A 26122-nucleotide genomic window follows, 5' to 3' on the forward strand; every position below is an offset into this window, starting at 1 on the left:
GCCTGTTCGCTATCGGGGCACTGCTCTGCTTTATCGGGGTATTGTACGGTATCTGGCTCTACTCCACGGCCCCGACGGTTACTTTCGACGACGTCGTTGCCCTTCTTTTCCTCGTGTTACCCGGAGCGGTATGCACGAAACGAATTTTCGATGACCCCTCGCCGTGAGAAGAAGCAGTTCGTGACATCACAGACTCCGACTCACACGAATGGCACCGGAGACCTGCCGCAGCACGAACAATCATTGGTCTCGATTCCCCAATCGTTCGGGTATGCAAGCCGACGAAATCGACCCACAGGCGAAGGCAGCGGTCGAGCGTCAGGACCTATTTCCGCTCCCGCACAGTCGTCGCGGGGTAAAAATCGCCCGCCTCATCACCCGACCGGCGATGTGGCTACAGAATCGGAACCCGCCGAGCGTCGGTGCGACCGTGGACCGGACGATTCCCGGTCCCGCGGACGACCTCGACGCTCGCCTCTACCTCCCCGATGCGAACGGACCGTTTCCCACGGTCGTGTTCTTCCACGGAGGCGGGTTCGTCTTCGGAAGCATCGACACGCACGACTGGCTCTGCCGACACCTCACGCGGGAGAGCGGCCTGGCCGTCCTCTCGGTCGACTACCGACTCGCACCCGAACACCCCTTCCCCGCGGCGGTCGAGGACGCCCACGCCGCCGTCGAATGGGCGGCCGAAAACCCGGACGCGATCCGTGGAACCGGGGAAATCGCAGTCGCGGGCGATTCCGCGGGTGGGAATCTAGCCGCCGTCGCCGCGCTCATGGCCGCCGAGCGCGACGGTCCGGAAATCGCCCATCAGGCGCTCATCTACCCCGGCGTTGGCGTCGAGGACGACCAGCAGTCCGTCCGAGAGCACACGGGTATCGTCCTCAGCGAATCCGACTTGGAGTGGTACGAACGGTGCTACTACGTGAACGAAATCCACCAACGAAACCCGTACGCCGACCCGACGAAGGCGGCCGACGTGTCGGATGTCGCTCCCGCAACGGTCATCACCGCCGGATTCGACCCGCTCCGCGACGGCGGGAAGGCGTACGCCGAACAACTCGTCCGGGACGGCGTTCCAACGCGCTACGAGAACTACGAGACGATGGTCCACGGGTTCATGACGTTACGCGAGGTAGACCGCGCCCACGAAGCCATCGCGGACGTCGCCGCCGACCTCGCGGACGCGCTCGACGAGAACTGACGAAATCCCGTGCCGTCGATTCTCAGTCGGCCGCTTGCCCGCCGTCAACGGGCAACGTATGTCCGGTGATGTACGAGGCGTCGGACGAACAGAGGAACGCCACCGCCCCGGCCATCTCCTCCGGTTCGGCGATGCGGTCCATCGGAACGTCCCGCATGGCCGACGTATCGAAATCGGACCACATCGTCCGAATCGCCGTTCGAATCAGGTCGATGGCCGTCCCGAGACGGTCCCGCAGCGACATCGACGACCAAGCGCCGGGGCCGCCCATCAATCCGGATTGGATGTTCGTCTTCGTCGGACCGGGCGCGATGGCGTTGATTCGGACGCCCCGACTGGCGTATTCGAGCGCGGCCGACTTGGTCAACCCGACGACTCCGTGTTTGCTGGCCGAATAGCTGGAGAGTCCGCCCATTCCGACCAAACCGGCTTCGGATGCCGTGTTGACGATGGCACCGCTTCCCTGTTCGTTCATGACGGGAAGTTCGGCCTTCATGCAGGCCCAGATCCCCTTCAGGTTGATGTCGAGTAGCCTGTCCCAGTGACCCTCCTCGATACCGGTCATCTCCACGAAGTCCGTGAGGATTCCCGCGTTGTTGTGCGCGAAATCGAGACTTCCGTAGGTTTCGACCGCGACGTCGACCATGTGCTCGACGGACGCGAGGTCGGAAACGTCCACTTCGACGAACGTCGCGTCGCCGCCAGCGTCCTCGATGAGTTCGACCGTTTCTCGGCCGGAATCCTCGACAATGTCGGCGACGACGACGTTCGCGCCTTCCTCTGCGAACCGGCGCGCGGACGCACGCCCGATTCCCGACCCTGCTCCCGTCACGAGTGCCGTCTTCCCTGCTAATCCGTTCATGGATGGTTCATCTGGACAATCCAACAGATATTGACATAGCCCTTCGGAAGGGTGGTCGATGGTAGCGAACCGACGACCACGACGACTGCTCTGCGTTTCGTAACCTCGGAAGGAGCCGATACCTCGACTGACCTATCTGGCTCCGAATTCGATGGAGAACCCGCCCGGCGCTTCGACGTAGAAATCGTAGGTGTTGTGCCGCATTTTGACGTCCGTCACGTCGTAGCCGTCCTCCTCCAGTCGGCGGTGTTTCTCGTCCACGAGGTCCTCGTCGTCGACGAAGAAGCCGATGTGGAAACTGCTCGGATACTCGATGTCCTCGCCCTCCTTTCCCCGCATCAGGGTCAGGACGGTCCCGGCGTCGTCCGAGAGAATCGTGATGGCGGGACTGCCGCCCCGTTTCTCCAAGTCGAAGTACTCCTCGAAGAACGCCGCCGTGGTCTCCACGTCCGATACGGTGAGGTTGGTGTGGTTCAGTTGCATGATGAAATTCGTGGATCGGTCTCGGATTTGGCGACCGACGTTCATCCGAATCCGCCTCGAACTACGGCCCGTGTGTCGTTAATACCCAGTGCTCGTTTCGGGGTTTCAGGACCAACGGCCGGTTTTCCGTTTCCGAGAGCGTTCGTCATTCCCACTTGTCGGAAAATAAAATTACGAAGCTAGGGTATATTTTTATTTATTATTATGATTATCCCTACGGTGGATGAAAATACAAAATAGCGGCGTGGGACGGCGGCGATACCTACAGGGTGCCGGAGCGGTGACGACGCTGGCGCTGTTCGGGAATACGGTCGAGGCGAGGGAGGGTCACGAAGACCACCATCGCCACCGACACGGACGGCGGTCGGACAAACGCGTCGTCGCGTACTATCCGTCGTGGGCGGGCGATTACACGCCGCGGGACGTGCCGTACGACAAACTAACGCACCTGAACTACGCGTTTCTCGAAACGGAAGCGAACGGCGAGGTGAAACTCGCCGTCACGGGCGATTACGCCCCAGAAGTGCTGGAACAGTTCGAGGAGATTACGCACGAACAGCCGTGGACGACGTTCATGCTCACAATCGCGGAATTCGGGGACAACATGTCGGCCGCGGCCTCGACGGCCGACAGTCGAAAACGGTTCGCCCGAACGGCCGTCGAACACCTCCGAAAATACAACTTCGACGGCATCGATATCGACTGGGAGTACCCGGACGGTTCGGTTCGGGAGGACGACCCGGAAAACTTCACGCTGTTGCTCGAAGAACTCCGCAGACAGTTGGACGAGGCCGGGAAGGAGGACGACCAGCACTACGAACTCAGCATGGCGGCGGCCCCCATTCCGTCGAACATCGACCCGTTGGAGGTTGGGAAAATCGCGGAGTACCTGGACTTCATCAACGTGATGAACTACAACTTTTATGGGAGCTGGAGTTCCGCGACGAACTTCAACGCGCCGCTGTACGCGCCGTACGACGACCCGACGTACTGGCAGGAACTTCTCACGGTGGACCACGCGATGCAGTACTGGGCCGAAAAGCCCATCGCGCGGGACAAACTCGTCTGCGGGACGCCGTTTTACGGCTTCGTCTTCGAGAACGTCGGAAACGAGAATCAGGGACTGTTCCAACCGTTCGACGGCGCGGACACCCAATCGTATCACGCCATTCGCCAACTCAAGAGCAAGCCGCAGTACCAGTATCACTGGCATCGCGAGGCGCGCGTCCCGTGGCTGTATTCGGAGACTGACGACACCTTCGTCACCTACGACGACCGTCATTCGGTCATGGAGAAATCCCGGTACGTCAGGGACAACGACTTCGGCGGGATGATGTGCTGGGAACTTTCACACGACCCCAGCAACACGCTCATCAGCGCGATACACGCCGCGCTCGGCTGTTCGCGCCGACGCGGACGACGATAAATATCGCGTCCATCGGGCAATATTTACATATTAACCCACCAATAGATTTTGTTCGACATCATTGGTACGTTTCGTCATAGCATGAAACTTGACAGGCGAACGCTCCTGCGGTCGGTGGGCGGTACGGTGGCCGCAGCGGGCGTCTTGGGAAGTTCGGGAACGGCGACGGCGACGGGAAGGTACACGAACCACTACTACGACGGCTTCGACTACTGGCGATACGTCCCGGATTCGGCGGGGTCGAACCCGCCGTTGATGGTGATGCTCCACGGGTGTTCACAGGACGCGGACCAGTTCCGACAGGAGACACGGATGAACAGCATCGCGGATGAGGAGGGGTTCGTCGTCATCTACCCCGATCAGTACAACGCGCGGAACCCGGCCCAGTGCTGGAACTGGTTCTACGATGCGAACACGATGCGGGGCTACGGCGAGGCGGCCGTCATCGCCGGAATGACGCGGACGACCATCGACGCCGAGAACTGCGACCCCGAGCGCGTGTACGTCGCCGGACTCTCGGCCGGTGCGGCGATGGTGCCGAACCTGCTCGCGGAGTACGCCGACATCTACGCGGCGGGCGGCGTTCACTCCGGCTTGGAGTACGACGCGGCAGATACATCGGCGGGCGGAACGACGGCGATGCTGTACGGCGGACCGGACCCCGAACTGAAGGGAACCGACGCCTACGACGCGATGGACATCTACGACACCGTGAGCGAACTGCCGACCATCGTCTTCCACGGGACGGCGGACACGACCGTCTCCCCCATCAACGGCGAGCAGGCGACGAAACAGGCGATTCAGACCAACGACCTCGCGTCCGATGGATCGGACGACGACAACGTCGATACGACGGCCGACCGCACCTACGGCGGCCAAGGGCCGAGTTTGGACTACACTGTATCCGAGTACCACGACGAGAACGGTAACTCGCTCGTCGAACACTGGCAAGTCGAGGGCATGGATCACGCGTGGTCCGGTGGAGTCGCTGGCGGGGAGTTCACCGCGCCCGGCGGGCCGGACGCCAGTCGGATCATCTGGGAGTTCGTCTCCGGATTCACGAGGGACCTGTGACCATGCGGATGAAACGACGCACCCTCCTGAAGTCCGTCGGCGCGACGGTCGGCGCGAGCACGCTCGTCGCTGGAACCAGCAGTGCGGCAGCGGGCGCGTACACCTCGGAAACGTACAACGGCCGGACGTACAAGAAGTACATTCCGACGGGGGCCGACGGATCGGCGATTCCGCTCGTCGTCATGCTTCACGGCTGTACCCAGAGTCCCGACCAGTTCAAGAACGAGACGAAGATGAACGACGTCGCCGAGAGCGAGACGTTCATCGCCATCTATCCCGACCAGACGACGAGCGCGAACGCAAACGAGTGTTGGAACTGGTTCGAGGATTCGAACACGACACGGGGCAGCGGCGAGGCCGCACTCATCGCCGGGATGGCCGAGGACGTGATGGGGGCGAACACGGTTGACGGAGACCGGGTCTTCCTCGCCGGATTCTCCGCCGGGGCGGGAATGGTGCCGAACCTACTCGCCGCCTATCCCGACCTGTACGCCGCGGGGGCGGTTCACTCGGGGCTGGAGTACGGCGCGGCCAATGGCGTGACCGACGCGACGATGGCCATGACGCAGGGCGGCCCGGACCCGCAGACGCAGGGGACGGTGGCGTATCAGGCGATGCAGTCGAACGGCGTCACCGACACGATTCCGACCATCGTCTTCCACGGCACGAGCGACTACACCGTCTACCCGAAGAACGGGAATCAGGCCGCCGAGCAGGCCACCCAGACCAACGACCTCGCATCGGACGGAGCCGACGACGACGATATCGACTACACTGCCGACGCGACGCGAGACGGACAGGCCAGTAGCCTGAGCTACACCGTCTCCGAGTACCGCGACGGGAACGGCGATACCATCGTCGAGAAGTGGATGGTCGACAGCATGGGACACGCGTGGTCCGGCGGCGCGCAGGGTGGTTCCTACACCGCCCCCGGCGGCCCGGACGCGAGCCAAATCATCTGGAACTTCTTCGCGGACCACCCGCGCGATGGGTCGGGCGGTGGAGGTGGCGGCGACGGTGGAGATGGCGGCAGCGACAACTCTGCACCCACCGCGACGGTCAGCGCCAGTCCGAGTTCGCCGGACGTCGACGAAACCGTCACCTTCGACGCCAGTGGGTCCAGTGATTCGGATGGCTCTATTGCGAGCTACGACTGGGACTTCGGCGACGGGTCAAGCGCAACCGGCGCGACCGTCACCCACAGTTACGGGTCGTCGGGGCAGTACACGGCCAGCGTCACCGTCACCGACGACGACGGCAACGACCAGGAAACGATTCAGTAACCATTTCGGTCGGCTCCGGTTTCTCGGGCTACTGCGGCACGGCTTACAACTACGAACACGCGGACGCGGGCCGTGCCTATCAGGACACCTCGACCGGTGCCTACTACGCCGTCGGCTCCGACGACTACCTCGGCTTCCCGGCCTACACGAGCACGCTGAAGGAAACCTCCGAAGGCTACTACGAAGCCGTCAGTTCGTGCTGAGCCGTTTCCGAAATCGAAGCACCCCCGTTGTTTCATCGGTCGGTCGAAGCCGCCCCGTCATTCGGTCTCTCGGATCACGAACGTGGGTTCGTCGATGGCTTCGCTCTTACATTCGGGACACCGGGAGGGGCGGTTTGCGGGGTTGTCGAACCGGTCGAAGCCACAGTCCCGGCATTCGGGCGGGGCGACGAGCAGTTGTTCGTCGTTCGATTCGACGGAGCGAGCGATGTGTTCGACGTGGCGAACTGCCGCACCTGCCGTGATTTCGAACTCCCCTGCGAGGGTACTCGGCGAGGCCGGTTCGGTTCGGAGAAACGCCGCGATTTGCTCGCGCGTCGTCTCGTCGTCGCGCATACCAGTCGTTAGTCACGCTGGTTCAAATTACTACCGCGATGAAACTGACAACATAAACTGTTTTCCCGCCCGGGTGCATGAGATAATTTGCGATGGGGGAGCACACGGCCGGAGGAGACTCATTCGAGACGAGAACGACGAGGAGCCATACGGTCCTGTTCGTCGAGCACGAAACCGACATCGCACGGCGACTCGATGGAGGCCACGAGGACCTGACGGTTCACTCCGTCTCGTCCGCAACGGACTGTCTCTCCCGCCTCGACAGCGACGCCATCGACTGCGTCGTCAGTAACCACCGCTTACCCAATTCGACGGGAATCGCGCTCCTCGATTCGATACGCGACGACCATCCGAACCTCCCGTTCGTCCTACTGACGGATAGCGGAAACGAGCGAATCGCCAGCGAAGCAATCGGTCTCGGAGTGAGCGATTACGTTCCACTGAGCGCGCTCGATGGAACGGAGGAGTTACGACAACGGATCGTTGACGCGATTTACGATCGGATCGGCGGCCACAGCGATAATCACATCAAGACGCTCATGAGCGCGTTCCCGGACGTCGCCTTCCTCCTGGACGAGACGGGAAAATACTGCGAACTGCTCGTCGGCCCGAACTCGGAGGCCCTCGCCGCGACAGCGCCGCCGGACCTCGTCGGCCGACAGTTACACGACGTCTTTTCGGACGACATCGCGGACAGTTTTTTACGCCACATCCATCGGACGCTGGAGAGCGGGCAGGTCGAAACGATGGAATATCCGCTCGCCGTCAAAAGCGGACAACGCTGGTTCGAGGCGCGCTCGACGCCGCTTGGCCAACAGATCAACGGCCGGGACGTCGTCGTCTGGGTTGCTCGTGATATCACCGAGCGACGGCAACGTGAGCAAACGCTGGCCCATCAGCACGAGGAATTGGAGACGCTGAACCGGATCCACTGGGTGATACAGGAGGTCATCCGCGACCTCGTGCACGCGGCGACGCGCGACGACATCGAACAGATGGTGTGTGAACGATTGGTCGAATCCGGGTTGTACGAACTCGCGTGGACGGACGAGAGCGAGGTCAGCCGCGGGGGTGTGACGCCCCGAACCCGCGCCGGTGGAATCGAGGGCTATCTCGACATACTCGTCGAATACGGCGACAGGCTCGGCGACGACCCCGCGAGCGAGGCGATGCGTAGCGACGAACTGCAGGTGATTCGGGACGTCGGAGAGACGGACATGCTTCCCGAAGAGATACGCGAGGAAGCGCTCGACCGCGACATCGAATCGGGGATTTCGATCCCCATCTCGTACGGCAACACGATGTACGGATCGCTGTCGCTCGTCTCGACGCGGAGCGGCGTGCTCGGCGACCGAGCACAGGCCGCCCTCGAAATCCTCGGGGACACCATCGGCTTCGCCATCAACGCCGCGAAGAACAAGCAGATTCTGCTGTCGGACAGCACCATCGAACTCGAATTCCACGTGACCGGCTCCCGCGACGCGGTCATGGCTGCCTCCCGTCATCTCAACTGTACGTGTCACCTCATGGGATTGGTCCCTGCCTCCGACGGGGAGTTGCTACACTACGTTCGCGTCGAGGATGCGCCCGCGGACCGTCTCGAAACCATGCTCTCCGAGGACGAACACGTCGGCGAGTGCCGACTCATCGACACGGACGACGACGGACTGGTCATCGAGGTTCGGATGACCGAATCGACGGTCAAGCGGTTGGTCGAGGCCGGTGCCGCCGTCCAATCCGCGACCGCAAACGGTGGCGAAGTCTCCATCGTCGCCGAAATCCCGCACGAGACGGACGTTCGCAAGGTCGTCGATACGTTTCAGGCGGCGTATCCGATGGCGGAACTGGTCGGCAAGCGAACCATCGACCGCCCGATTCAAACCGCACAGGAGTTCCGCCGCTCGCTGACCGACCGTCTGACCGACAGACAGGAGACGGCGCTCCGAACCTCGTACTTCGCGGGATACTACGACTGGCCGCGCGGAAGCACCGCCGAAGAGGTCGCCGGCGCGCTCGACATCGCCTCCCCCACGCTCCATTACCATCTTCGGAAGGCACAACACCAACTGCTCGCCTCGCTGTTCGACGAACGGAACACCGACGAGCCGTGACGAGGACTCCGTTCACGACGGGGATGACCCTATTGTATCCAACGGCTGAGGTATGAAAAAGGACTTAGGGGGTCGGAGTGACGGTCAAACCATGAAAGCCGTCGTCCTCGCCGGTGGATATGCGACACGTCTGTGGCCGATTACGAAACAGCGACCGAAGATGTTTCTGCCGATCGGTGAAACAACGGTCATCGACCGCATCTTCGCCGACCTCGAAGCCGACGAGCGTGTCGACACCGTCTACGTGAGCACGAACGAACGATTCGCCGACGACTTCCGCGAGCACCTCGCGGAGAGCGAATTCGAAAAGCCTCAGCTGAGCGTCGAAGACACGTCCGAGGAGGACGAGAAGTTCGGCGTCGTCGGCGCCCTCGCCCAACTCGTCGAGCGCGAGGAGGTGGACGACGACCTCGTCGTCATCGCCGGAGACAACCTCATCAGCTTCGACGTCGGCGACTTCGTGAACTTCTTCGAGAACAAGGGAGAATCCTGCCTCGCCGCCTACGACGTCGGCAGCAAGGAACTCGCGAAAGCCTACGGGTTGGTCGAACTCGACGGCGACCGCGTCGTGGACTTTCAGGAGAAACCGGAAGACCCCCACTCCACGCTGGTCTCCATCGCCTGCTATGCGTTCACCGCCGAAACCCTCCCGCTTCTCGAACAGTACCTCACCGACGGGAACAACCCCGACGAACCCGGCTGGTTCCTCCAATGGTTGCAGTCGCGCAACCCCGTTTACGCCTACACCTTCGAGGAAGCGTGGTTCGACATCGGAACCCCCGAAAGCTACCTCGAAGCCGTCGCGTGGTTCCTCGACGGGGAATCCTACGTCGCCGACAGCGCCACCCTCGACAACGCCGACATCGGCCACAACGTCCACGTGATGGACGGCGCGGAACTGACCGATGCTAACCTCGAAAACGCCATCATCTTCCCCGATGCAACGATTCAGGGGTGTGACGTGCGTGACACCATCATAGACGAAGGCACTTACGTCGAGAACATGGACCTGGCTGGCGCACTCATCGGTGCACACACCCAGATCACGAATCAGCGGGACGAGTAAACGCACCTTTCGTTCCCACCTTTTTTCTTCGTCGGGTACCGCGAGAGCCGAAGGCTCTCGCGTACCACTCCTCGAAAAAATCTGGACCAAAAAAGAGCTCTCGCTCACTTCGTTCGCTCGCGGAACAGTTGCTTACCGCGACTCCGCCCTGCAACCGCCGCTCGCACTGGTACTGCAAAAGCCCATACCCGCCAACCGCACGGCAAACCGCGATTACTCGCCCAACTCTGCGTCCGTAATCCGCAACCGTCCGCGGTCCCCGTCCCACTCGGTTTCGTACTCCAGTTCGATAGGGCGGTCCATGTGCGGCGCATCCGTCACGAGGGTCTCGAACTCACGCACGCACCTTTTTTCCGCTCGGGTGTCCTCACGCTTTCAGCGTTGCGGGCACCGCTCGTGCAAAAAATCTGCACCAAAAAATGCCGCTCACTTCGTTCGCGGGGAAACTACTCATCGAGGCCAGCATCCGTAATATGCAGTCTACCACGACTGCCGTCCCACTCGGTTTCGTACTCCAGTTCGATAGGGCGGTCCATGTGCGGCGCATCCGTCACGAGGGTCTCGAACTCTCCACCCTCGCCGAGAATGTGGACGCCGTACTCCTCGTTGAGTTCCTCCAACTCGTCCAGCGCGTCGGCGTCGAGCGTTCGGCCGAGCCACGACTCGTCCAAGCCGTAGGCCGCGACTTGAACGATTTTGATCTCGAAACCGGCGTCGAGCATGGCGTCCGCGAGTTCGCGGGGGTCCTGCTGCCAGAGGGGAGCGAACAGGTCGATACCGAGGTCGTCACAGAGGTCCTGAATCCGGTGCGTCTGGAACTCGCTTTCGACCGCACCCGCCGTCACGCCCGCGAGGTCAAGGTCGAGGTCGCGGAGCGCGTCCTCCATGATTTCGGTTTCCATGTCGCCCTGTTCGCCCGCGTCCTCGACCGATTTGGCGTCGAAGTCACCCTCGACGTTCACGAGCGGAATGCCGATGCTTTCGGCGGCGAGCGCCGTGAGTTCCGTCGCCGGAACGTGGTACATGTACGAGTCGCCTTTCGGGTGAACGGTGAGCAGTCGCTCGACGTTCAGGCCCGCTTCGAGCGCACGGTAGAGCGCCCACGAGGAGTCCTTGCCGCCGGAGAAGAGGCTGACCCACGCCTGCTGATTCATATGATGGTTTGCGAGTCGGGGAATAAATGAACCTCGGTTACTCGGCCAGTTCCTCGTTGATGGTCGTCCCGCTAATGTAGGACGCCACGCGAACGCCGATGAGGCTGACGAGGACGCCGAGGACGACGTACACCGCGAGTCGGGTTCCGGGGTCGAGCGTGAGTCGCTGAATGGTCGTCCGCCCGATCATTATCTGGGGAATCACGACGGGCTTGATGTTTCCGGCGCGCTGGAGGAAGTAGGCCGAGAACCCGCGGACGACCAACCCGACCGCGAGCACGCCGAACGGCAGGTTGAGATACGAGTTCCGTACGCTGTCGTTGCGGATGACCTCGTCCAGCAAGCGACCCATGCTGGCGGTGAGCGCGGCGACGGCTATCCACGGGACGCTCTCGAAGACGAACGCCATCGCGGTCATGAGGACGTTGCCGGTGGAGTCCATCGGCGCGGCCCGGAGCGCCCCGGCGAACACGCCGATGAGCGATAGCCCCACGGCGACGACGTAGGTGACGATGGAAACCCGACCGGAGTAGAGAGCGTCGCGGGCCTCGCCGGGCAGGTTACGGAAGTAGGACCCGATGGCGAGTCCCTTGTACAGCGCGAACAGGCCGACGACGGCCGCAATGGCGGACGTCGCCATGGCGAGGCCCAACTTCAGGAGCAGGACCGGAAACGCGATGAGCGCGATGCCGGTCGGAACGAGGACGGTCTGGCGCAGTTCCTCGTCCGCGAGGAACTGCTTCAGGAGATAGTAGGTGGACTCGATGTCGCGGGCCTGTCGGACGACCACGCGGTCCACCGCGTCCACTCGGACGCGACTCTCCACGATGGGGACGAGGCGTTCGTCCTCCGCGCTATCGATGACGATGATCGTCGAGTCGGGGTGGTGTTCCGCGATGAGGTCGTCGAGTTGGGCGGCCACGGCGCGGTCGGCACCGACCCGTGTGTCGGCGGTACCGGAGATGACGGCGACCATCGATTCCTCGTCTTCGTCCCGCAGGTCGCGGGCCACGCGGAGCGCTTCGAGGAGACAGTTGACACTCGAATCCTCTGGGTCGGCCAACCCGACATCGGTGACGAGCGCCTGGACCGCTTCCCATCCCGCGACGGGCATCTCCAACCCCGTCTTGCGTCCGATGTCGTCGTTTCTATCGACACACACCACCAGCGTACTCATTCGGTATTCCACCCCAGACGGCGAAAGGATAAAAAGGTCGTCTTTATTCCGACTGTTCCAATGAATTACATACCGGTCGATCCGTTACTCGTTCGTCGTCATCGTCGAATCGGGTACGAGCAGTGTGACATCGACAGTCAGACGTTCCCGTTCAGCGCATCGAAGATTCCGTCGATGAACTCCCGGTCCAACCAGAGACCCGCTTCCATTCCCCCGGCGATGACCGCCGATTCGACCGGCACTTGCCCGCCACCCATCCGTGCGTGCCCACCGGCGTCGGCACCCGGGATGTCCGTGACGGCCGCCTGCAGTGCCTTCCCCATGTGAACCCGGTCGTCGCGCGACCGTCCCGAGATGTAGAGCGTGTCCTCGCGCTTGCCGTAGACGACGACGGCCGTCACCCCTTCGAGTTGCATGAGTTCGTCCGCTGCCTGCGGAATCGCGTCGGCGTTCGAGAGCGAGCCAACGTTACAGACCGCAAAGGAACCGCGAACTTCCCGTTCCGTGATCGCCCGCGACTTGATTTCCAGCACTTCGGCGCTCACCTGCGGGTTCGCGATTCGGTCGAGGCGGTGCTCGTCCACGCCGCGATAGAGGTACGCACTCGCCGAGAACTCCGCCGCCGAACAGCCGTTCGTCAGGTGTTTCGTGTCGGACTGAATCCCGTACAGCAAGCCGGTGGCGATGTGGGACGGGAGAACGAACTCGTCCTCGGGCGGAATCTCGTCCGGACCGACGGGCGTCGCTCCGAGGTCGTCGAAGTACTCCGCGACGATGGTCGAACACGCGCCGTACTTCGTTCGCTTGTCCGTGAACACCTCGCCGGTACCGTTTCCGGGATGGTGGTCGATGACGGCGTACGGTTCGATCCGTTCCGCGCCGTTGAATCCGCGCGGAGTGTTGTGATCGACGAGAACGATGGTAGAAGCAGCGAGGTCGGTTACGTGTTCGACGCGGTCGAGTTCGAGGTCGAGAATGGTTCGGAACGCGCGGTTTTCCTGGTGTCGTATCTGCCCTGTATACTGCAGTGTTACGTCCGTTCCGACCGTTTCCGCGAGATACGCGATTGCGATACCACACGCCATCGCATCAGGGTCGGGATTGGGGTGCAACAGGACGACGAGTTCGTCCCGTTTCGCTAACGCCCGTTTGAGCCGAGCTCCCTTCGGTCGCCGAATCCAGCGGACGACCAGCCACGCCGACACCGCCAACACGACCGCGCCGAGGACGGCCCCGACGACCAACATCGGATTGTCGGAACTGTAGAGTTGCACACTGCGGAACAGCCCCTGAACCGACTGGTCGGCCCGTAGCTCCATACCCTCGAAATCGACTGGGGAAACCAAGAACTTTTCCCAACGGTTACAGGTGTCAGACGATTCGGAACTATCGATACGAGTCAATCGCCGCCCGATACCCCTCTCGGTACGTCGGATAGCGGTATTCGTAGCCCATTCCGCGGAGTTTTTCGTTCGAACAGCGCTTGCTCGCTCGCGCCCGCTCGCTCGTTGGCTCGTCCCGCGGCGGGTGGGGAACGCCACACTCGTCCGCGAGCCAATCCGCCAGCACCGGTTTCCGGACTGGTTCGTCGTCCGTCGCGAGAACGACATCGTTCCGACCGTTCCCGGTTTCGAGGAGGTATCGAATCACGCCCGCCGCATCGTCGCGGTGGATCACGTTCAGATACCGGTCGGAGACCGGCCCCTCCAGATACCGCTCCAATCGATAGCGATCCGGGCCGTACAGCCCTGAGAACCGAGTTATCGTCCAGTCCCACCCGCGGTCCTCCTGCACGATTTCCTCGGCCTCAGCCAGAATCCCCTCCCGCTCGGTTCGCGGGTCCAACGGCGTCGATTCGTCCACCCACTCCCCATCCCTGTCGCCGTACACTCCCGTACTCGACGTGTAGACGATTCGTTCGGGCGGCGAACCCCGACCCGCGAAGTGGTCGAGGGTCGTCCGCAATCCATCGACGTACGCCGTCCGCGCCGCCTCCGAGTCGCGGCCGTCCGCGCTCACCGCGTAGACGAGCACGTCCACTTCGGGAATCGACGCGAGGGAATCCGCGTCCGTCACGTCCGCCTGTACGGCATCGGCACCGACCTCCTCGACCGCCCGGAGACCGTCCTGAGACCGCCGAACACCGACCACGTCGTGTCCATCCGCGAGCAGTCCACGCGCGAGTGCAAGACCGACGTAGCCGCAACCGAGTACTCCGACGTTCATATCCCTCCTTCGAACGGGACGCGGATAACTTCCCTGAAACTGCTATCGGTCGTTTCGCTTGGCGATAGCGTGGTGGATGCGCGCGTACTCGTCCAGCGTCATCGGTCCTCGCCCCTCGATTTTCTTTTGGATAGCGCGCGCTTCGAGGTCGCCGTCGATCTCCCTCGCGAGCGTGTCGATGTCCACTACGCCCGTCGTCATACCCATCAACAGGTGGTCGCGGACTTCGAGGAGGATCGAGTCCGCATCCGGCATTCCGTCCGCAGTCGCGAGAATCGCGGCGGCATCTTCGAGCGTCATGTCGACCGCCTCGCCGTCGGCAACCGATTCGACCATTTCGGGGTCGAGGTCCGTCTGGTCTACCACTTCGTCGGGGCCGACCGACGCGACCGTCTCCGCGAGGTTTTCCAAGTACGCCTCGTGTACCTTCGTCGGCGTCGTCTCGCCGGGGTCATCTATCTCGTCGTAGAGCATGGTCGTCACGAAGGACGCGGGCGTCAAATGGGTTGTCACTCCGATTTTTCCACCCGGACGAGCGTTCGTCGGCGTTCCCGTCCACGTCACCCACGCCAGTCTTTCCCGGCGGGACCGCGACGACGACGGTCGTTCCCGTATCGAACGAAACCGGCGTCGTCCGTCCAACGGTCTCCTTGGCACCATCGCCGTCGGCGTCCAACCGAACGACCCCGGCCTGTCGGGAGTACGCGACCGACGCACCCGGCGAGGTCGGCGCTCCCTCGCGTGCACGGACCGTAAACCGAGCGTACATCCCCGAGACGTCCACCTGCCAGACGTTGACCGTGGCGTACCAATAGCCGGGAACCGGCGTGACCGGCAGTCCTGCGGGCATGTTCGCCATCGTTTCGCTGATCGATTCGTTCAACCGCCGCCGAACGCGCTTCTCGATGTACCCCTGGGCCGCCCCTTTCAGTTTCTCGGTTAACACCGTTCGAGCGGCCTTCACGACCGGTTTGACGCTCGATTCTTTCACTCCGTCGGCGTTCTTCCGTGCGGATTCGAGGCCGAACCGAATTCGGAGCGTCACCGCATCGCGTTGCATCCGCGTCCATCGTTCCCGTCGTCCCCCTTCGATCTCGATCTCTCGCGCGATACTCGTGGCGGCGGAACCGTTCGTCACGGCGATTGCCCGGTTGGCCGTCGTTCGCCAGCGTGCCATGCCTCGATGCACTGCCGCACGGGATTCCGAACCGGACAGATCGACCGCATCGCTCGTGGCGAGTTCCGTTTCCAGTTCGCGCTCGATGTCGTCGAGCGACGCGTCGAGGTTGCGCTGTAGTTCGTCCCGCTGGCGGCGGAGCGACGCGTTCGCCCCACCGGCGAGCGTTTCGTTCGCGGCCCGCAGGGCGAAGCCAGCCTTTCGAACGCTCACCCGTTTCGGCTCCCGTCCGTCCGGCAGCAACGACGTGATCGTGTCCGAGATGTCGCCCGACGGGACGGTGAACAGATTGACGTTTCGCGCCGCGAGCGGGTAGGCCGTCGTTCCCTGCGGCACGGCGGAGACGTGGCGATGCTCGACGGCGGAGAGCGTGAGATACGGCGGTGCACCGTCGACGCTAAGGTTCACTGGCTCGCCGGGACCGGCCGTCTGCAGGGGATGCCGTGACGGCGACGTGACGTTCGTCCGCGCGGCGAGAATCCGTTGAATCCGGTCGAGCGGGATTCCGGTGGCACCCTTCACAGCCTCCTCGAAACCCTTCTGCTCCCGTCGAGTACGATTGGCCCTGCTATCGAGCCGATCGATGACCGAATCGAGGTACGTGGCACGGGCCGCGTATCGAGCCCGATCCGCTGCGCTGTCGTAGCTCGACGGCGCGTCGATGAGTTCGCTTCGGCGCGCACGAAGGACGCGTGCGAGTTTCGCCGCCGGGTTCGTCTTTCCCGCCGCGAGATTTCCGCGTGAGACCGTCACCGAGAGGTTTCGAATCCGGTTCCGGAGCCCCCGTACGTCGCTGTACGCCCACGACCGAACTTGGCTCGGATACCGCCCCTGTATCGTCACCGGTTGCGTATTCAGCGTGCCGGACACCGCACGTCGTGCGAGTTCGTCCGCTCCACCGCGGTCGGTGACGAGTCGTTCGATCGCCTTCCCGGGAACGTCGGCGAGGTTCGGTCCTGAAAACGGCCCGCCCGGTTCGTACGCCGTCGGAAGCGGGCGGATTGGTGCGCGTTCGGTCGTCCGATGATCACCTGCGACCCCGAGAGAGACGACGAACTCGTCCGTCCAGTGTTGGGTCGTTATCGTGGTGTGGCTCGTTCGCGCCGCTCGACCCGCACGGTCCGCACGATTCCTCCGGCGATGTCGTTGCGAACCGCTGGACCCGTTTTCGCGTTTCCAGCGCCGAATCACCGTGTGCTCCTGCACGACGCGGCGAGCACCCGTCCAGAGGAGGTGCCATCCGCTCGGCGTTCCGAGCGAGTTCGATGATTTCCCTCTCTCTTCGACGACAGTGTGCGTTTTCGTCCGTTGGCCGACGAGCGTCCAGTTCTCTCCCGGCGAGTGCTGCCGCGGTTCGTGTTCGTCGTGGACGTGTCGAACCGTCGCGGCCGAGCGGGCGGAAACGCGGTACGCCGACCCGACCGACGACGCCAGTTCGCTCGATGTGCCGCCGTCGATGAGAGCCAGCAACGCTCGGTCCGCCGAGCGATTCACGCCGATTTTCGTCCTCGTCTCGGGCGAGTACGTCGAGTTACTCGGCGAGGGAATCGTCCGAAAGTCGCCGTCACCGCCGGTTGCCGAGTCGGCCGTATCGAGGACGAGATTCGTCCACAGTTCACCGTGTTGGGTCGTCGGCGCGAGGAGGTCGGTCAGACCGACTCGTGCGGTAGCGCGCCGAAGGCTTTGCCGTCCGCGCGGGTCGCTGACCCCGAACGATTTCCGCTGTTCTTCGAGAACCGCGCCGTTCGTCATCAGTTCGATGTGGCGGTTGCCGAGCACGTTTGCGATCGGCGCACCGCCGTACTGGGCGTACCCGCGCGCCCACGTCACGGCGTACAGTCGCGCGGTCAATCGGCGGCCGAGTCCAGGGTCGAGCGGCCCGTTGTTCAGCCGTCGCTCGAATCGCTGTACTCGTTCGTGGAGCGCGAGGACGGGTGTCTCCACGACGAGCGTCATTTCCTTTTCCGCGCTTGCGACGGTCGTACTGCCACGAGTCGCACGGAGCGACACGTTCTCGATTCGGACGCGGAGGCCCGCCTCGGTCGGCTTTCCGACCGGTTCGATGCGGACCCGTCGCTTCGCCCGCCGGAGCGCAACTGCGTTCGGTGTGGCCCGAAGCGACGCGGTCGCACGAACGTCACCCACGTGCGCCGAAACGGAGCGTAACCGCTGGCGGGCGGCGAGGTAGATTCGAAGGCGGAGGTAATCGCGGAACGGGGTGGAGTCGTTGATGATCCGACCCGTAGTCGTGTTCGACAGTTCGATGAGCGGTTGAGCGGCGGCCGCTCGCCCGGCCTGCTGTACCGCCTCGCGGAGTGCAGTGTGGCTACCGGCGGTCACGCTTCGCATGCTTCGATCGACGTTTTCGTTCACCTGCGGTGACTGTCGGGTGACCAACGCACCCGCGAAGGTGACGCTCCCGACCAACAGCAGGACGCCGATGAGCGCGAACGGAACCCTGCCTCGGGTGTCGTCGGCAAACCTCATGCGGACCACGTCCTGACGACGAGTTCGGTTCGTCCGACGGCGACCGAACGCGCGGCATCGGTCGGCGTCCCGAACGACCGTCGAATGTCCGATTCGATCGTTCTCGCCATCGCGTCAATGAGCGCCCGCCTCGTTTGCTGGCTACCGAGTCGGGGAGACGCCGAATCCACCGCGTCGTACGACCGAATCAACCGCCGAAATCGACGCGCGACGACGATTCCGGTTTCACGGTCTCGAAGGGCCAACCTCGTGGATTCGTTTGGAACCAATCCGGCGACGATTCCGGCGGCGACGACGCGAGCCACGCCGCGATAGCCGTCACGACGGGCGGCGGCGAGCGCTCGCGTTCGAACCCGTGGCATGCCGCTCGGAATCGAGCGAACGGCCGCGTGGACGTCCGCGTCGTGGGGTGGTGACTCGCCGAGCGCGAACCGACCGCCGAGTTCGGAATCACGATACGGTTCCCATCGAACGAGGAGTTGTACGTCGGCCGGATATCCGAGTCGCTCCCATACGCGACGGCCGACTGCGCGTTCGAACGAATCGCTCGTCGGTGACGACTCGGTTCCGCGAATCATCGTGTTGGCGAGTGCGGCCTTCCCGAGGTGTTCGGCGAGCGTTCCGTGCGTCGTCGGGTGGACCGTTCCGGAATCGGACGAAATCGTGTAGTTCACGTTCGCCGTACTCGTTTCGAGGACGTTCGCCGTCGATTCGGCGGTTCGCGTTCGAATCGGCGAGTCGAGTGGCTTCGCGCCGACGAGGACGAAGGCGCTGGCACTGACCAACAGCAGACACAGCGTCACGTCGACGACGGTGCTGATGGCCCTCATGGCCACACCACCACGCGCAACGTGCCCGGGTGGATGTCCCCGGGATCGATCTGCACGCTCACGGTCGCCGTCGCCGCGTCGGTAGCGTCAGAGTTCTTCGGAGGTGTCGACCCTTCGTGCCACTCGCGTGATCCTGCCGAGAGGGAGACGTTGAGGTGATAGCCGTCGGGATTCGCGGTGGAAGCGCCCGCGAGACGAGCAGGGTGGACGATTCCGTTCGAAATTATTCGATCCTGGACCGCCGAGAGCGTCGTCGGCGCGAGTGTTCGCTCTGAACGTGGCATCGCGCTTCCGAGGACGCCGGTGTAGGTGAGCAGTCCGAGACAGACGGCGAAGACGGCGACGAGGGCAGCGATCGGTTCGGTCTGCGCCCTAGCCCGAGACCAGCGTCGCATCGACTCCTCCCCACGAAACACAGCGCACGCGAAGCCTGCTCTCCGCCCGTTCCCACGACGGTCGTCGATTCCGTGCGGTCCGAACCGCCCGCCGGAACGCATCCGACGAGTCGAACACTGCTGATGGCGGCGTACCGGACAGAATGCGGCGCAATTTCCTATCGGAACCGTCGCTAGCCGCGAACACGGGGACGACCGGGCCGTACCGAAACGTCGCGTGTGCGGTGCCGCCGTCGTCGCGCAAGCCGAGACGGCGGGAACCGAGTCGAATCTGCCGTGCTGTAAGCGGATGTTCCGCAGTCGCGGAGTACGTACAGCCAGCGACGGAATCGACCGTGTCGGCGACGCTGGCGGCGTCGGGGGGTGGCGACGTGGGCAGGTCGATGGCGACGCCGAAGACGGCGAGACTCACCGTTGCGACACCGAGCCAAACGTACCACGCGTCGAGAGGTGCGTCGAACATGGGCCGGAGTCGTCCCGTTTTCGTACTTAAATGCTCGTACGAAACGATTCGTATTGTACACCGAGAGTTCGACGACGGAATTTCATCGGAGGTGGTCTTCGCTCTCAACTTCGTCGGTGTCATCGTGTTCCTCGTCCGGGACCGTCGTCGGTTGTGGAAACAAAGACGCGAATCGAACTGAACGCCGTTCGGACGACCTCCGACCGACGGACTACGTCAGCGCTCCGGCGAACACGAACGCGAGGAGATAGACGACGGTCGCCGACAGCAACGATTGGCCGACCCGATACCCGACCAACGTCCGGTCCAGGCCGTGTTCGAGTCCGATCGCGAGCGTCGTGATGATGGTCGAAAGGGCGAGGACGTACACGCCGACGGCGAGTCCCAACACGCCGACGGGAAACGCGCCACCGCCGCCAAACGATCCCCCGACGCTCGCCATCCCTCCGGCGAGTGCGACGGTCGCACCCGAAACCAGTGGCCCGAATATCGCGGCTGTGTGGCGGAGCGTCTCGGTAACCTGCGAAAGTTCGCGCCGTGCCTCTCGTTCGACGCTCTGGAGGTCGTCGATGTGGTCGGCCATCGCCACCACGGCACCCCCGGCAGGTCTCCCTTCGCTGGCGGCGAGCGCGAGGAGTGCGACTGCGCTCCTCGCGCGGGGACTGGGAACCGTCGATAGTGAGCCGTACTCGCCGAGAAACGACTCTTTGACGCCCATTCCGAATTGCCGCTGAATCCGCGTTGCCCGGTCGAAGACGGCACCCGTCTCCCCGGAGAGTTCGTCTCCGGCGGCGACGATGGCCGCCTCGACCGCCTGCCCTTCGTTCACCCGCCGACCGACGAGATAGAGGGCGTCGGTGAGCCCCGATTCGACCGCCCGAACGTGATCCCTGATGTGGACGGTCGAACGCGTGGATCCGACCGACAGTGCACCGACGAGACAGCCACCGCAGGCGATCCAGCGCGTCCAACTCGGTAGCAGTAGCGTCGTAACGATCAGCGCGACACCCCCCGCGCCGAGACCGAGCGCGACGATGGGCCATCGCTCGTCGGGAACGTCGGGATTCGACCGTGACACGTCCGGCGGCGGAAAGGCGACCGGCCGCCGGGTGAGCAGCCAAACGCTTGCGCCCAACAACAATGCGGGGAGCAGAACGTCGTACCCGACGACCAATACGGCAGGCGACATGGGCACTCCCGCCGTCTTCGCCGCCGGAAGTACCGCGACGAGCGCAAGCGGGAGCAGAACCCCGAACGCGTACAGTGCGGTCGCCGGTCCCCGAATTTCGGTCACGAACTCGGCCATCCGTTCCCGCGTGCCGTCGAGAATCGCCGTCAGCGCGCGGTCGAGCGTCCGCGTTCGTTCCTCCGCCGGTGCCTCGCTCGCCGCCGCGATCAGTACCATCGAGCGGTGAAGCGCGGGATTCCACGATTCCCACTCCGCCGCGAACGACGTCAGTCCGGACGTCGGCGACCCGGCCGCGCGGCGAACGTGGTCGCCCAGACTCGACGCGAGCGACCCATCACCGGTCCGTGAGGCGAACGCGGCGGCACCTTCCGCCGTCGGTTCGATTCGCATCCACAGGACGGCCCTGGCCGCGAGGTCGGGCGCGTCGCCGAGCGCCTGCGTCCGTTTCGCGGCGGCGAGGAGTTCGGGAACCCGTCGAAGCGACGCCGAGACACCGACCGCGAGAGCGACCGATAGGCCACCGACCACGAGGCGGAGCGCCGGTTTCACCAGTGCACCACCGACGACTCCGACGAGACACCCGAGGATCACCGCGGCGTTCGCGGCGCGGGCGACTTCGCGACTTCCGACGTTTCCGTTCAGAAACCCCATCGCTCGCTCGATGTCGGCATCCGAACTGACGTCCCACGGATAAAGCCGAGCGAGGGACGAACACAGCGTTTCGAAGGGTTCGAGGATCACGCCGGATCACCGACCCCGTCCAACCGTTTCGTCGTGGCCTCGAACGACGGATTCGTCCGTTCGATCCGTCGTTCCATATCCTCGGTTCGGCGGCGAGGGCCGCCCGAACGTCGGCATACGTCTCCGCTGACTTCGCGAGCGAGGCCGCGAAGACGCTGTTGCCGCGCTCGATTCGACCGGTCGAGACGAGATTTCCGTCCCGTCGTTCGTACAGCGGTTCGAAGCGGACGGCGGTTCCGTCCACTTCGATTCCATTCGTTTCGGACCCGCTCGTTTCGAACCCGCCGCTCGAAACGACCTCCTCGATGCGCTTCACGCGTTTGCCGTGCTGTCCGTCGATTTCGTAGGATTCGGTCGTGACGACGAAGTCCGTCGTCGCGAACGACGACGGAGGGACGCCGAGGTCGGTGACGACCCGCTCGTACACCGCGTCGCCACAGTCGCCGTGGATCGTTCCGAGGACGGCATTACTACTCGCGCCGACTCGCATCGCCTCGTAGAGGACGCTCGCCTCCTCGCCGCGAACTTCCCCGACGACGAGCGCGCCGTCCCCCAATCGAAGGGCCGTCCGAAGCGCATCGGCGGGGCGAAGTCCGGGTTCGTCGTCGCTCGCGGTCGTTCGAAGCGCTTGCACGTCGCGCCCCCCGTCTTGTAACGACTCTATCGGTAGTTCCGGCGTGTCTTCGAGGACGACCGTTCGAACCTCGTGAGGGAGTTCCCGGAGTAACGCTCCGAGAAGCGTCGTCTTGCCCGCGCCGCGGGAACCTGCCACGAGCCCGGTTCCCGCACGTTCGACGCCGACCGAAAGGAGCGCGGCGGCGTCCGTCGAAAGCGTCCCGTTAGCGACCAGCGCCGGGAGCGTCCATCGCTCCTCGCCCTCTACGCGGAAGGCGAAGCCGATGCCGTCGCTGACGGGACGGGTGACGCCCGCGACGCGGACGCTCGTGCCATCGACCTCCGCGACGGCGTCGAGCGTCGGACTCGCCCGCGAGAACGCTCGCCCGCTCGTTCGACGGAACCGGGAGGCGAGCGAGGCCGCACCATCGTCGGTGAGGCGGACGTTGGTTCGCATCCGTTCGCCGTCGACCCGCACGCGAAGCGGGTTTTGCGAGACCGGAGCCGTCGCGAAAACGTCCGAAACGGCGGGGTCCGCGAACAGGTCGGACAGGACGCCGTACCCCTGCGTGTATTTTTCGAGGACGGGGGAGAGGGTATGGACGGCCTCGGCTGAGTCATCAACCGTCCTGACCGCCCGCCCCGGTGCTCGTTTTCCCCCCGTGACTCCGCCGTCGGCGAGGAGCGTCGCGGCCCGGTCGAGCGTCCCGAACGCATCCTCGTCGAGGGTGTACTCCACCGGTTCGAGATGGTAGGTTCGACGAGCGTCGGTGGCTGAATCCGCCGAGTCGGCGTCGTAGTATCGAACGGTCGCACCCGTCGAAAGCGTGTACTGGTCGTCCAGGCGGGCGTTCGCGGGTGGACGAAGGGTTATCCGGGAGCGAGCGATAGTCGGACCGACGAACGGCCGGAAGAGCGTCGAGTAATCGTCGAACCGATGGATGCCCTCCGCGAACCCGGTTTCGGCGGCGATATCGTTCACGGGTGACGCTCTCCCGATGGCGTCGAAACCCGCCCGGAGCGGGTCCGAACGCGCTCGTTCGGCGAGCGTGGCGTCGTGTGGGGTGACGCGGTCGATGAATCGACCGGCCGCCGAGAGAAACGCCGCACCGTCGCCATCGTAGGTGCGTTCGACGCCTCCGGAGCGTATCACGATACAGTCGGCGTCGCGGTCGGTGAGCGCATCCAGAACCGTCGCACGGCAAGCGGGGCGGTCTTCGAGCGTTCCCCGTCCCGAACAGTCGTTCGAATCGACGACCAACGTCGTGCCGTCGAACGAGGGGTCACAGCGGCAGTCACGGTCGTCGGTGGATTTCGACAGTGGGTTCCACATGGTCGCCCGTGGTCGCGTCTTCCGATTTAAAGCTCAGCCGCCGGAACGACGAGGACGGTGCGCTTCCCGCGATACTCGACCAACAACAGCGCGACGTCGATTCGGTCGGGTGCGCGAACGACGAGCGGCGTTCCGTCCGGTTCGACCGACCATTCGTGGTCGGCGTCCGTCGTTGCGACGCGCACGTCGAACGGGACGTGTCGAACGTGGGTCGTGCCGCCGACGCGATAGGCGAGCACGTCCCCGGATTCGTCCTTCGGAATTCGTCCGTTTTCGGGAACGCCGCCGACCGCGACGAACTCGATAGTCCCGGTCGTCGCCGATTCGGCGGGGAGCGATAGCGAAACCACTCTACGTGCGCCGAGCGAGTCGAGGGTGTTCGATTCGCCGTCGTCCTCGAAGGGAACGGCGTTTTCGTCCGCGAGGTCGGTCATCGAGCGGGAAACGGTCGTCACCGCCGATTCTGCGTGGTACTCCGCGCGATTAGTTCGTGCGTGGTCGATTGCGGGGAGGGAGACGCTACAGAGTGCGACCGCGAGCACCACCGCGAGAACTGTCCGGACGCTCACAGCAGTTCCCGGAGACGCGTCGTCAACGAGCGTTCGTTCGATTCGGCGTGATCGTCGGGACGCGCCGATTCGAGGGGCGGAATTTCGGAGCGAGATCGTCGGTCAGCGTCGGAACTCTGCCCCGGGGGAGTTCGATTGAAATCGGTGTGGGAGGGACGGGAATTGCAGGACTCGTGCGTTTCGAGTCGTTCCTGACACTCCTCGGCCGTCGCAAGCGCGGCGTCGGCCCGCCGTTCAACGTCGGCGTTGACGGCACGAACGTCGCCGACGTAGCCACGGAGCGCCAAAATGGCGGCTTCGAGTTCGTCCTGTTTCGCTTCGAGTTCGTCGAGGCGTGCCGTGAGTTCGGTGGTCGTCCTCCGGAGTTCCGCGTCGTCCTGTAACTCGGGTATCTCGCCGTCGGTCACCGTTCGTTCGAGAATGGACACGCGCTCGGAGAGTGTTTCGAAGTCGGGCATCGACGGGATTGGTCGCGAATCGGTATTTAAAATTTCAGGGACAGTTCGACACCCATCGACTTCCAGTGAGGATCGAGGGGGCACATTTTTTGCCCGAAATCCTCCGTTTGGATTACGTCGGAAAACTTATGGGTCATGGTTCATTTCAATCCGCCATGAAAGTCGTCCTGATTGGTGTCGGTCAAGCGGGTGGGAAGCTGACACAGAGGCTCGCCGAATTCGACGCGAGCATGGATTTCGATGCGGTGCAAGGTGCGTTGGCCATCAACTCGGCAAAGACGGATTTACAGTCACTCGATGTAGATACCGTTCTCATCGGACAGGACCGGGTGAAGGGTCACGGTGTCGGTGGCGATAACGAACTCGGTGCCGAAGTGATGCAAGACGACGCTGGCGAAGTGATGAACTCCCTCGACGGACGGATCACAGCGCGGGCGGACGCCCTCTTCGTCGTCGCCGGACTCGGCGGCGGGACCGGAAGCGGCGGCGCGCCGGTGCTGATCCACGAACTCCAACAGATTTACGAGATTCCCGTGTACGCACTCGGCGTCCTCCCGGGACGGGGCGAAGGTTCGATGTACCAGGCCAACGCCGGTCGTTCGCTGAAAACCGTCGTCCGCGAGGCCGACGCGACGCTTCTCATCGACAACGACGCGTGGCACGAGTCGGGTCAGAGCGTCGGCGAAGCGTTCGAGAGCATCAACCAGCAAATCGCCCAACGTGTCGGCTTACTCCTCGCATCCGGGGAGGCGGTCGAAGGCGTCGGCGAGAGCGTCGTGGATTCGAGCGAGGTCATCAACACGCTTCGCTCGGGCGGCGTCGCGGCGCTCGGCTACGCCAGTGCGGGTGCCAGTGAGGACAGCGCCGAGAACATCAACACCGTGACGAGCAACACGCGGCAGGCGATCCTGAGCAACCTCAGCATGCCGAAAGCGACGGACGCCGACTCCGCGCTCCTCGTCGTCGCCGGGGATTCGGACAGGATTCCACGGAAGGGTGTCGAGAAGGCGCGCAAGTGGCTCGAAGGCGAAACCGGGAGTCTACAGGTCCGTGGCGGGGACTTCCCACTCGACAGCGAACGACTCGCGTCGTTGGTCCTCCTCGGCGGCGTCGAACGCTCGCCGCGCATGCAGGAGTTCATGGAACGCGCGAAGGAGGCGAACAAACAGGAAGAGCGCACGGAAGCCCCGGCCGAGATGTTCCACAACGACCAACTCGACGACTTGTTCTGAGGAGCTT

General features: G+C 63.7%; 22 protein-coding genes and 2 pseudogenes. 7 read left to right on the plus strand and 17 right to left on the minus strand.

Annotated features, from left to right (window positions below; all coding sequences use genetic code 11):
- The first annotated feature begins 271 nt into the window (after positions 1–271).
- Positions 272–1207 carry an alpha/beta hydrolase gene (locus A4G99_RS10605; protein WP_066143150.1) on the plus strand — a complete coding sequence of 312 codons (936 nt, stop codon included), beginning with the start codon at positions 272–274 and terminating at the stop codon, positions 1205–1207.
- Between the two features lie 22 nt (positions 1208–1229).
- Here the strand turns inward: A4G99_RS10605 and A4G99_RS10610 are convergent, their stop codons facing one another.
- Complete coding sequence (locus tag A4G99_RS10610) at positions 1230–2069, minus strand: SDR family NAD(P)-dependent oxidoreductase (RefSeq protein ID WP_066143153.1); 840 nt, start codon at positions 2067–2069, stop codon at positions 1230–1232.
- A gap of 132 nt (positions 2070–2201) precedes the next feature.
- Positions 2202–2597 carry a VOC family protein gene (locus A4G99_RS10615; RefSeq protein WP_223301821.1) on the minus strand — a complete coding sequence of 132 codons (396 nt, stop codon included), beginning with the start codon at positions 2595–2597 and terminating at the stop codon, positions 2202–2204.
- A gap of 178 nt (positions 2598–2775) precedes the next feature.
- On the opposite strand from A4G99_RS10615, the gene A4G99_RS10620 reads away from it, so the two are divergent.
- The 3 genes from A4G99_RS10620 to A4G99_RS10630 all read left to right on the plus strand — a co-directional run bounded on the left by A4G99_RS10620 (position 2776) and on the right by A4G99_RS10630 (position 6335).
- Positions 2776–3978: a glycoside hydrolase family 18 protein gene (locus tag A4G99_RS10620; protein ID WP_066143156.1), complete on the plus strand. Its 1203-nt coding sequence runs from the start codon at positions 2776–2778 to the stop codon at positions 3976–3978.
- A gap of 81 nt (positions 3979–4059) precedes the next feature.
- Positions 4060–5052, plus strand: a complete 993-nt coding sequence (locus A4G99_RS10625) for a PHB depolymerase family esterase (protein ID WP_066143160.1) — start codon at positions 4060–4062, stop codon at positions 5050–5052.
- An 8-nt stretch (positions 5053–5060) separates the two neighbouring features.
- Entirely contained in the window at positions 5061–6335 is a 1275-nt protein-coding gene (locus A4G99_RS10630; protein WP_223301822.1) for a PHB depolymerase family esterase, read from the plus strand.
- A gap of 260 nt (positions 6336–6595) precedes the next feature.
- Here the strand turns inward: A4G99_RS10630 and A4G99_RS10635 are convergent, their stop codons facing one another.
- Positions 6596–6892 (minus strand): transcriptional regulator, encoded by a 297-nt coding sequence (locus A4G99_RS10635; RefSeq protein ID WP_066143163.1) that lies wholly within the window; start codon positions 6890–6892, stop codon positions 6596–6598.
- A 92-nt stretch (positions 6893–6984) separates the two neighbouring features.
- On the opposite strand from A4G99_RS10635, the gene A4G99_RS10640 reads away from it, so the two are divergent.
- Together A4G99_RS10640 and A4G99_RS10645 are read left to right on the plus strand one after the other, a co-directional pair.
- Positions 6985–9003: a bacterio-opsin activator domain-containing protein gene (locus A4G99_RS10640; RefSeq protein WP_066143168.1), complete on the plus strand. Its 2019-nt coding sequence runs from the start codon at positions 6985–6987 to the stop codon at positions 9001–9003.
- Between the two features lie 91 nt (positions 9004–9094).
- A complete protein-coding gene (locus tag A4G99_RS10645; protein WP_066143171.1) occupies positions 9095–10069 on the plus strand; it encodes a sugar phosphate nucleotidyltransferase in 975 nt (324 codons plus the stop codon).
- A 213-nt stretch (positions 10070–10282) separates the two neighbouring features.
- Here A4G99_RS10645 and A4G99_RS25185 read toward each other — a convergent pair.
- From A4G99_RS25185 to A4G99_RS10715, 14 genes and pseudogenes are all read right to left on the minus strand, one after another.
- Positions 10283–10405 (minus strand): annotated as a pseudogene (locus tag A4G99_RS25185) (ATP-binding protein); the annotation flags it as partial.
- A gap of 110 nt (positions 10406–10515) precedes the next feature.
- On the minus strand, positions 10516–11223 hold the full coding sequence (locus tag A4G99_RS10650) for a diphthine--ammonia ligase (RefSeq protein ID WP_066143174.1): 708 nt from the start codon (positions 11221–11223) through the stop codon (positions 10516–10518).
- A 37-nt stretch (positions 11224–11260) separates the two neighbouring features.
- Positions 11261–12400 (minus strand): DUF373 family protein, encoded by a 1140-nt coding sequence (locus A4G99_RS10655; RefSeq protein WP_066145130.1) that lies wholly within the window; start codon positions 12398–12400, stop codon positions 11261–11263.
- Positions 12401–12537: 137 nt separating this feature from the next.
- On the minus strand, positions 12538–13719 hold the full coding sequence (locus A4G99_RS10660) for a bifunctional oligoribonuclease/PAP phosphatase NrnA (protein WP_066143177.1): 1182 nt from the start codon (positions 13717–13719) through the stop codon (positions 12538–12540).
- Positions 13720–13786: 67 nt separating this feature from the next.
- Positions 13787–14626, minus strand: coding sequence for an SDR family oxidoreductase (locus tag A4G99_RS10665; protein WP_066143180.1), 840 nt, complete (start codon positions 14624–14626; stop codon positions 13787–13789).
- A gap of 42 nt (positions 14627–14668) precedes the next feature.
- Positions 14669–15100, minus strand: a complete 432-nt coding sequence (locus A4G99_RS10670; protein ID WP_066143184.1) for a DUF5791 family protein — start codon at positions 15098–15100, stop codon at positions 14669–14671.
- On the minus strand, positions 15078–18290 hold the full coding sequence (locus A4G99_RS10675) for a hypothetical protein (RefSeq protein ID WP_066143187.1): 3213 nt from the start codon (positions 18288–18290) through the stop codon (positions 15078–15080). Before A4G99_RS10675 ends, A4G99_RS10670 begins: the two co-directional genes overlap by 23 nt.
- Complete coding sequence (locus tag A4G99_RS10680; RefSeq protein ID WP_066143190.1) at positions 18287–19120, minus strand: hypothetical protein; 834 nt, start codon at positions 19118–19120, stop codon at positions 18287–18289. The genes A4G99_RS10675 and A4G99_RS10680 overlap by 4 nt, the downstream gene beginning before the upstream one ends.
- Complete coding sequence (locus A4G99_RS10685; RefSeq protein ID WP_066143193.1) at positions 19117–19515, minus strand: hypothetical protein; 399 nt, start codon at positions 19513–19515, stop codon at positions 19117–19119. The genes A4G99_RS10680 and A4G99_RS10685 overlap by 4 nt, the downstream gene beginning before the upstream one ends.
- On the minus strand, positions 19493–19978 hold the full coding sequence (locus A4G99_RS10690; protein ID WP_066143195.1) for a hypothetical protein: 486 nt from the start codon (positions 19976–19978) through the stop codon (positions 19493–19495). Before A4G99_RS10690 ends, A4G99_RS10685 begins: the two co-directional genes overlap by 23 nt.
- A gap of 211 nt (positions 19979–20189) precedes the next feature.
- Entirely contained in the window at positions 20190–21716 is a 1527-nt protein-coding gene (locus A4G99_RS10700; RefSeq protein WP_223301823.1) for a type II secretion system protein, read from the minus strand.
- Between the two features lie 625 nt (positions 21717–22341).
- Positions 22342–23856: pseudogene (locus A4G99_RS10705) on the minus strand (ATPase, T2SS/T4P/T4SS family); the annotation flags it as partial.
- A 26-nt stretch (positions 23857–23882) separates the two neighbouring features.
- A complete protein-coding gene (locus A4G99_RS10710) occupies positions 23883–24425 on the minus strand; it encodes a hypothetical protein (protein ID WP_066143203.1) in 543 nt (180 codons plus the stop codon).
- Entirely contained in the window at positions 24422–24883 is a 462-nt protein-coding gene (locus tag A4G99_RS10715; protein WP_066143206.1) for a hypothetical protein, read from the minus strand. Before A4G99_RS10715 ends, A4G99_RS10710 begins: the two co-directional genes overlap by 4 nt.
- 155 nt (positions 24884–25038) lie before the next feature.
- Here A4G99_RS10715 and A4G99_RS10720 point away from each other — a divergent pair, with 155 nt between their 5' ends.
- Complete coding sequence (locus tag A4G99_RS10720; protein ID WP_066143209.1) at positions 25039–26115, plus strand: tubulin/FtsZ family protein; 1077 nt, start codon at positions 25039–25041, stop codon at positions 26113–26115.
- The last annotated feature ends 7 nt before the right edge of the window (positions 26116–26122 follow it).

The sequence above is a fragment of the Haladaptatus sp. R4 genome (assembly GCF_001625445.1).
GTDB lineage: Archaea > Halobacteriota > Halobacteria > Halobacteriales > Haladaptataceae > Haladaptatus.

Coding starts and splice junctions, on each gene's coding strand:
- A4G99_RS10645 (WP_066143171.1), top strand. CDS start 9,095: ATGAAAGCCGTCGTCCTCGCCGGTGGATATGCGACACGTCTGTGGCCG.
- A4G99_RS10655 (WP_066145130.1), bottom strand. CDS start 12,400: ATGAGTACGCTGGTGGTGTGTGTCGATAGAAACGACGACATCGGACGC.
- A4G99_RS10675 (WP_066143187.1), bottom strand. CDS start 18,290: ATGAGGTTTGCCGACGACACCCGAGGCAGGGTTCCGTTCGCGCTCATC.
- A4G99_RS10690 (WP_066143195.1), bottom strand. CDS start 19,978: ATGTTCGACGCACCTCTCGACGCGTGGTACGTTTGGCTCGGTGTCGCA.
- A4G99_RS10605 (WP_066143150.1), top strand. CDS start 272: ATGCAAGCCGACGAAATCGACCCACAGGCGAAGGCAGCGGTCGAGCGT.
- A4G99_RS10665 (WP_066143180.1), bottom strand. CDS start 14,626: ATGAACGTCGGAGTACTCGGTTGCGGCTACGTCGGTCTTGCACTCGCG.
- A4G99_RS10620 (WP_066143156.1), top strand. CDS start 2,776: ATGAAAATACAAAATAGCGGCGTGGGACGGCGGCGATACCTACAGGGT.
- A4G99_RS10660 (WP_066143177.1), bottom strand. CDS start 13,719: ATGGAGCTACGGGCCGACCAGTCGGTTCAGGGGCTGTTCCGCAGTGTG.
- A4G99_RS10715 (WP_066143206.1), bottom strand. CDS start 24,883: ATGCCCGACTTCGAAACACTCTCCGAGCGCGTGTCCATTCTCGAACGA.
- A4G99_RS10650 (WP_066143174.1), bottom strand. CDS start 11,223: ATGAATCAGCAGGCGTGGGTCAGCCTCTTCTCCGGCGGCAAGGACTCC.
- A4G99_RS10640 (WP_066143168.1), top strand. CDS start 6,985: ATGGGGGAGCACACGGCCGGAGGAGACTCATTCGAGACGAGAACGACG.
- A4G99_RS10625 (WP_066143160.1), top strand. CDS start 4,060: ATGAAACTTGACAGGCGAACGCTCCTGCGGTCGGTGGGCGGTACGGTG.
- A4G99_RS10720 (WP_066143209.1), top strand. CDS start 25,039: ATGAAAGTCGTCCTGATTGGTGTCGGTCAAGCGGGTGGGAAGCTGACA.
- A4G99_RS10610 (WP_066143153.1), bottom strand. CDS start 2,069: ATGAACGGATTAGCAGGGAAGACGGCACTCGTGACGGGAGCAGGGTCG.
- A4G99_RS10680 (WP_066143190.1), bottom strand. CDS start 19,120: ATGAGGGCCATCAGCACCGTCGTCGACGTGACGCTGTGTCTGCTGTTG.
- A4G99_RS10635 (WP_066143163.1), bottom strand. CDS start 6,892: ATGCGCGACGACGAGACGACGCGCGAGCAAATCGCGGCGTTTCTCCGA.
- A4G99_RS10685 (WP_066143193.1), bottom strand. CDS start 19,515: ATGCGACGCTGGTCTCGGGCTAGGGCGCAGACCGAACCGATCGCTGCC.
- A4G99_RS10670 (WP_066143184.1), bottom strand. CDS start 15,100: ATGCTCTACGACGAGATAGATGACCCCGGCGAGACGACGCCGACGAAG.
- A4G99_RS10630 (WP_223301822.1), top strand. CDS start 5,061: ATGAAACGACGCACCCTCCTGAAGTCCGTCGGCGCGACGGTCGGCGCG.
- A4G99_RS10615 (WP_223301821.1), bottom strand. CDS start 2,597: ATGAACGTCGGTCGCCAAATCCGAGACCGATCCACGAATTTCATCATG.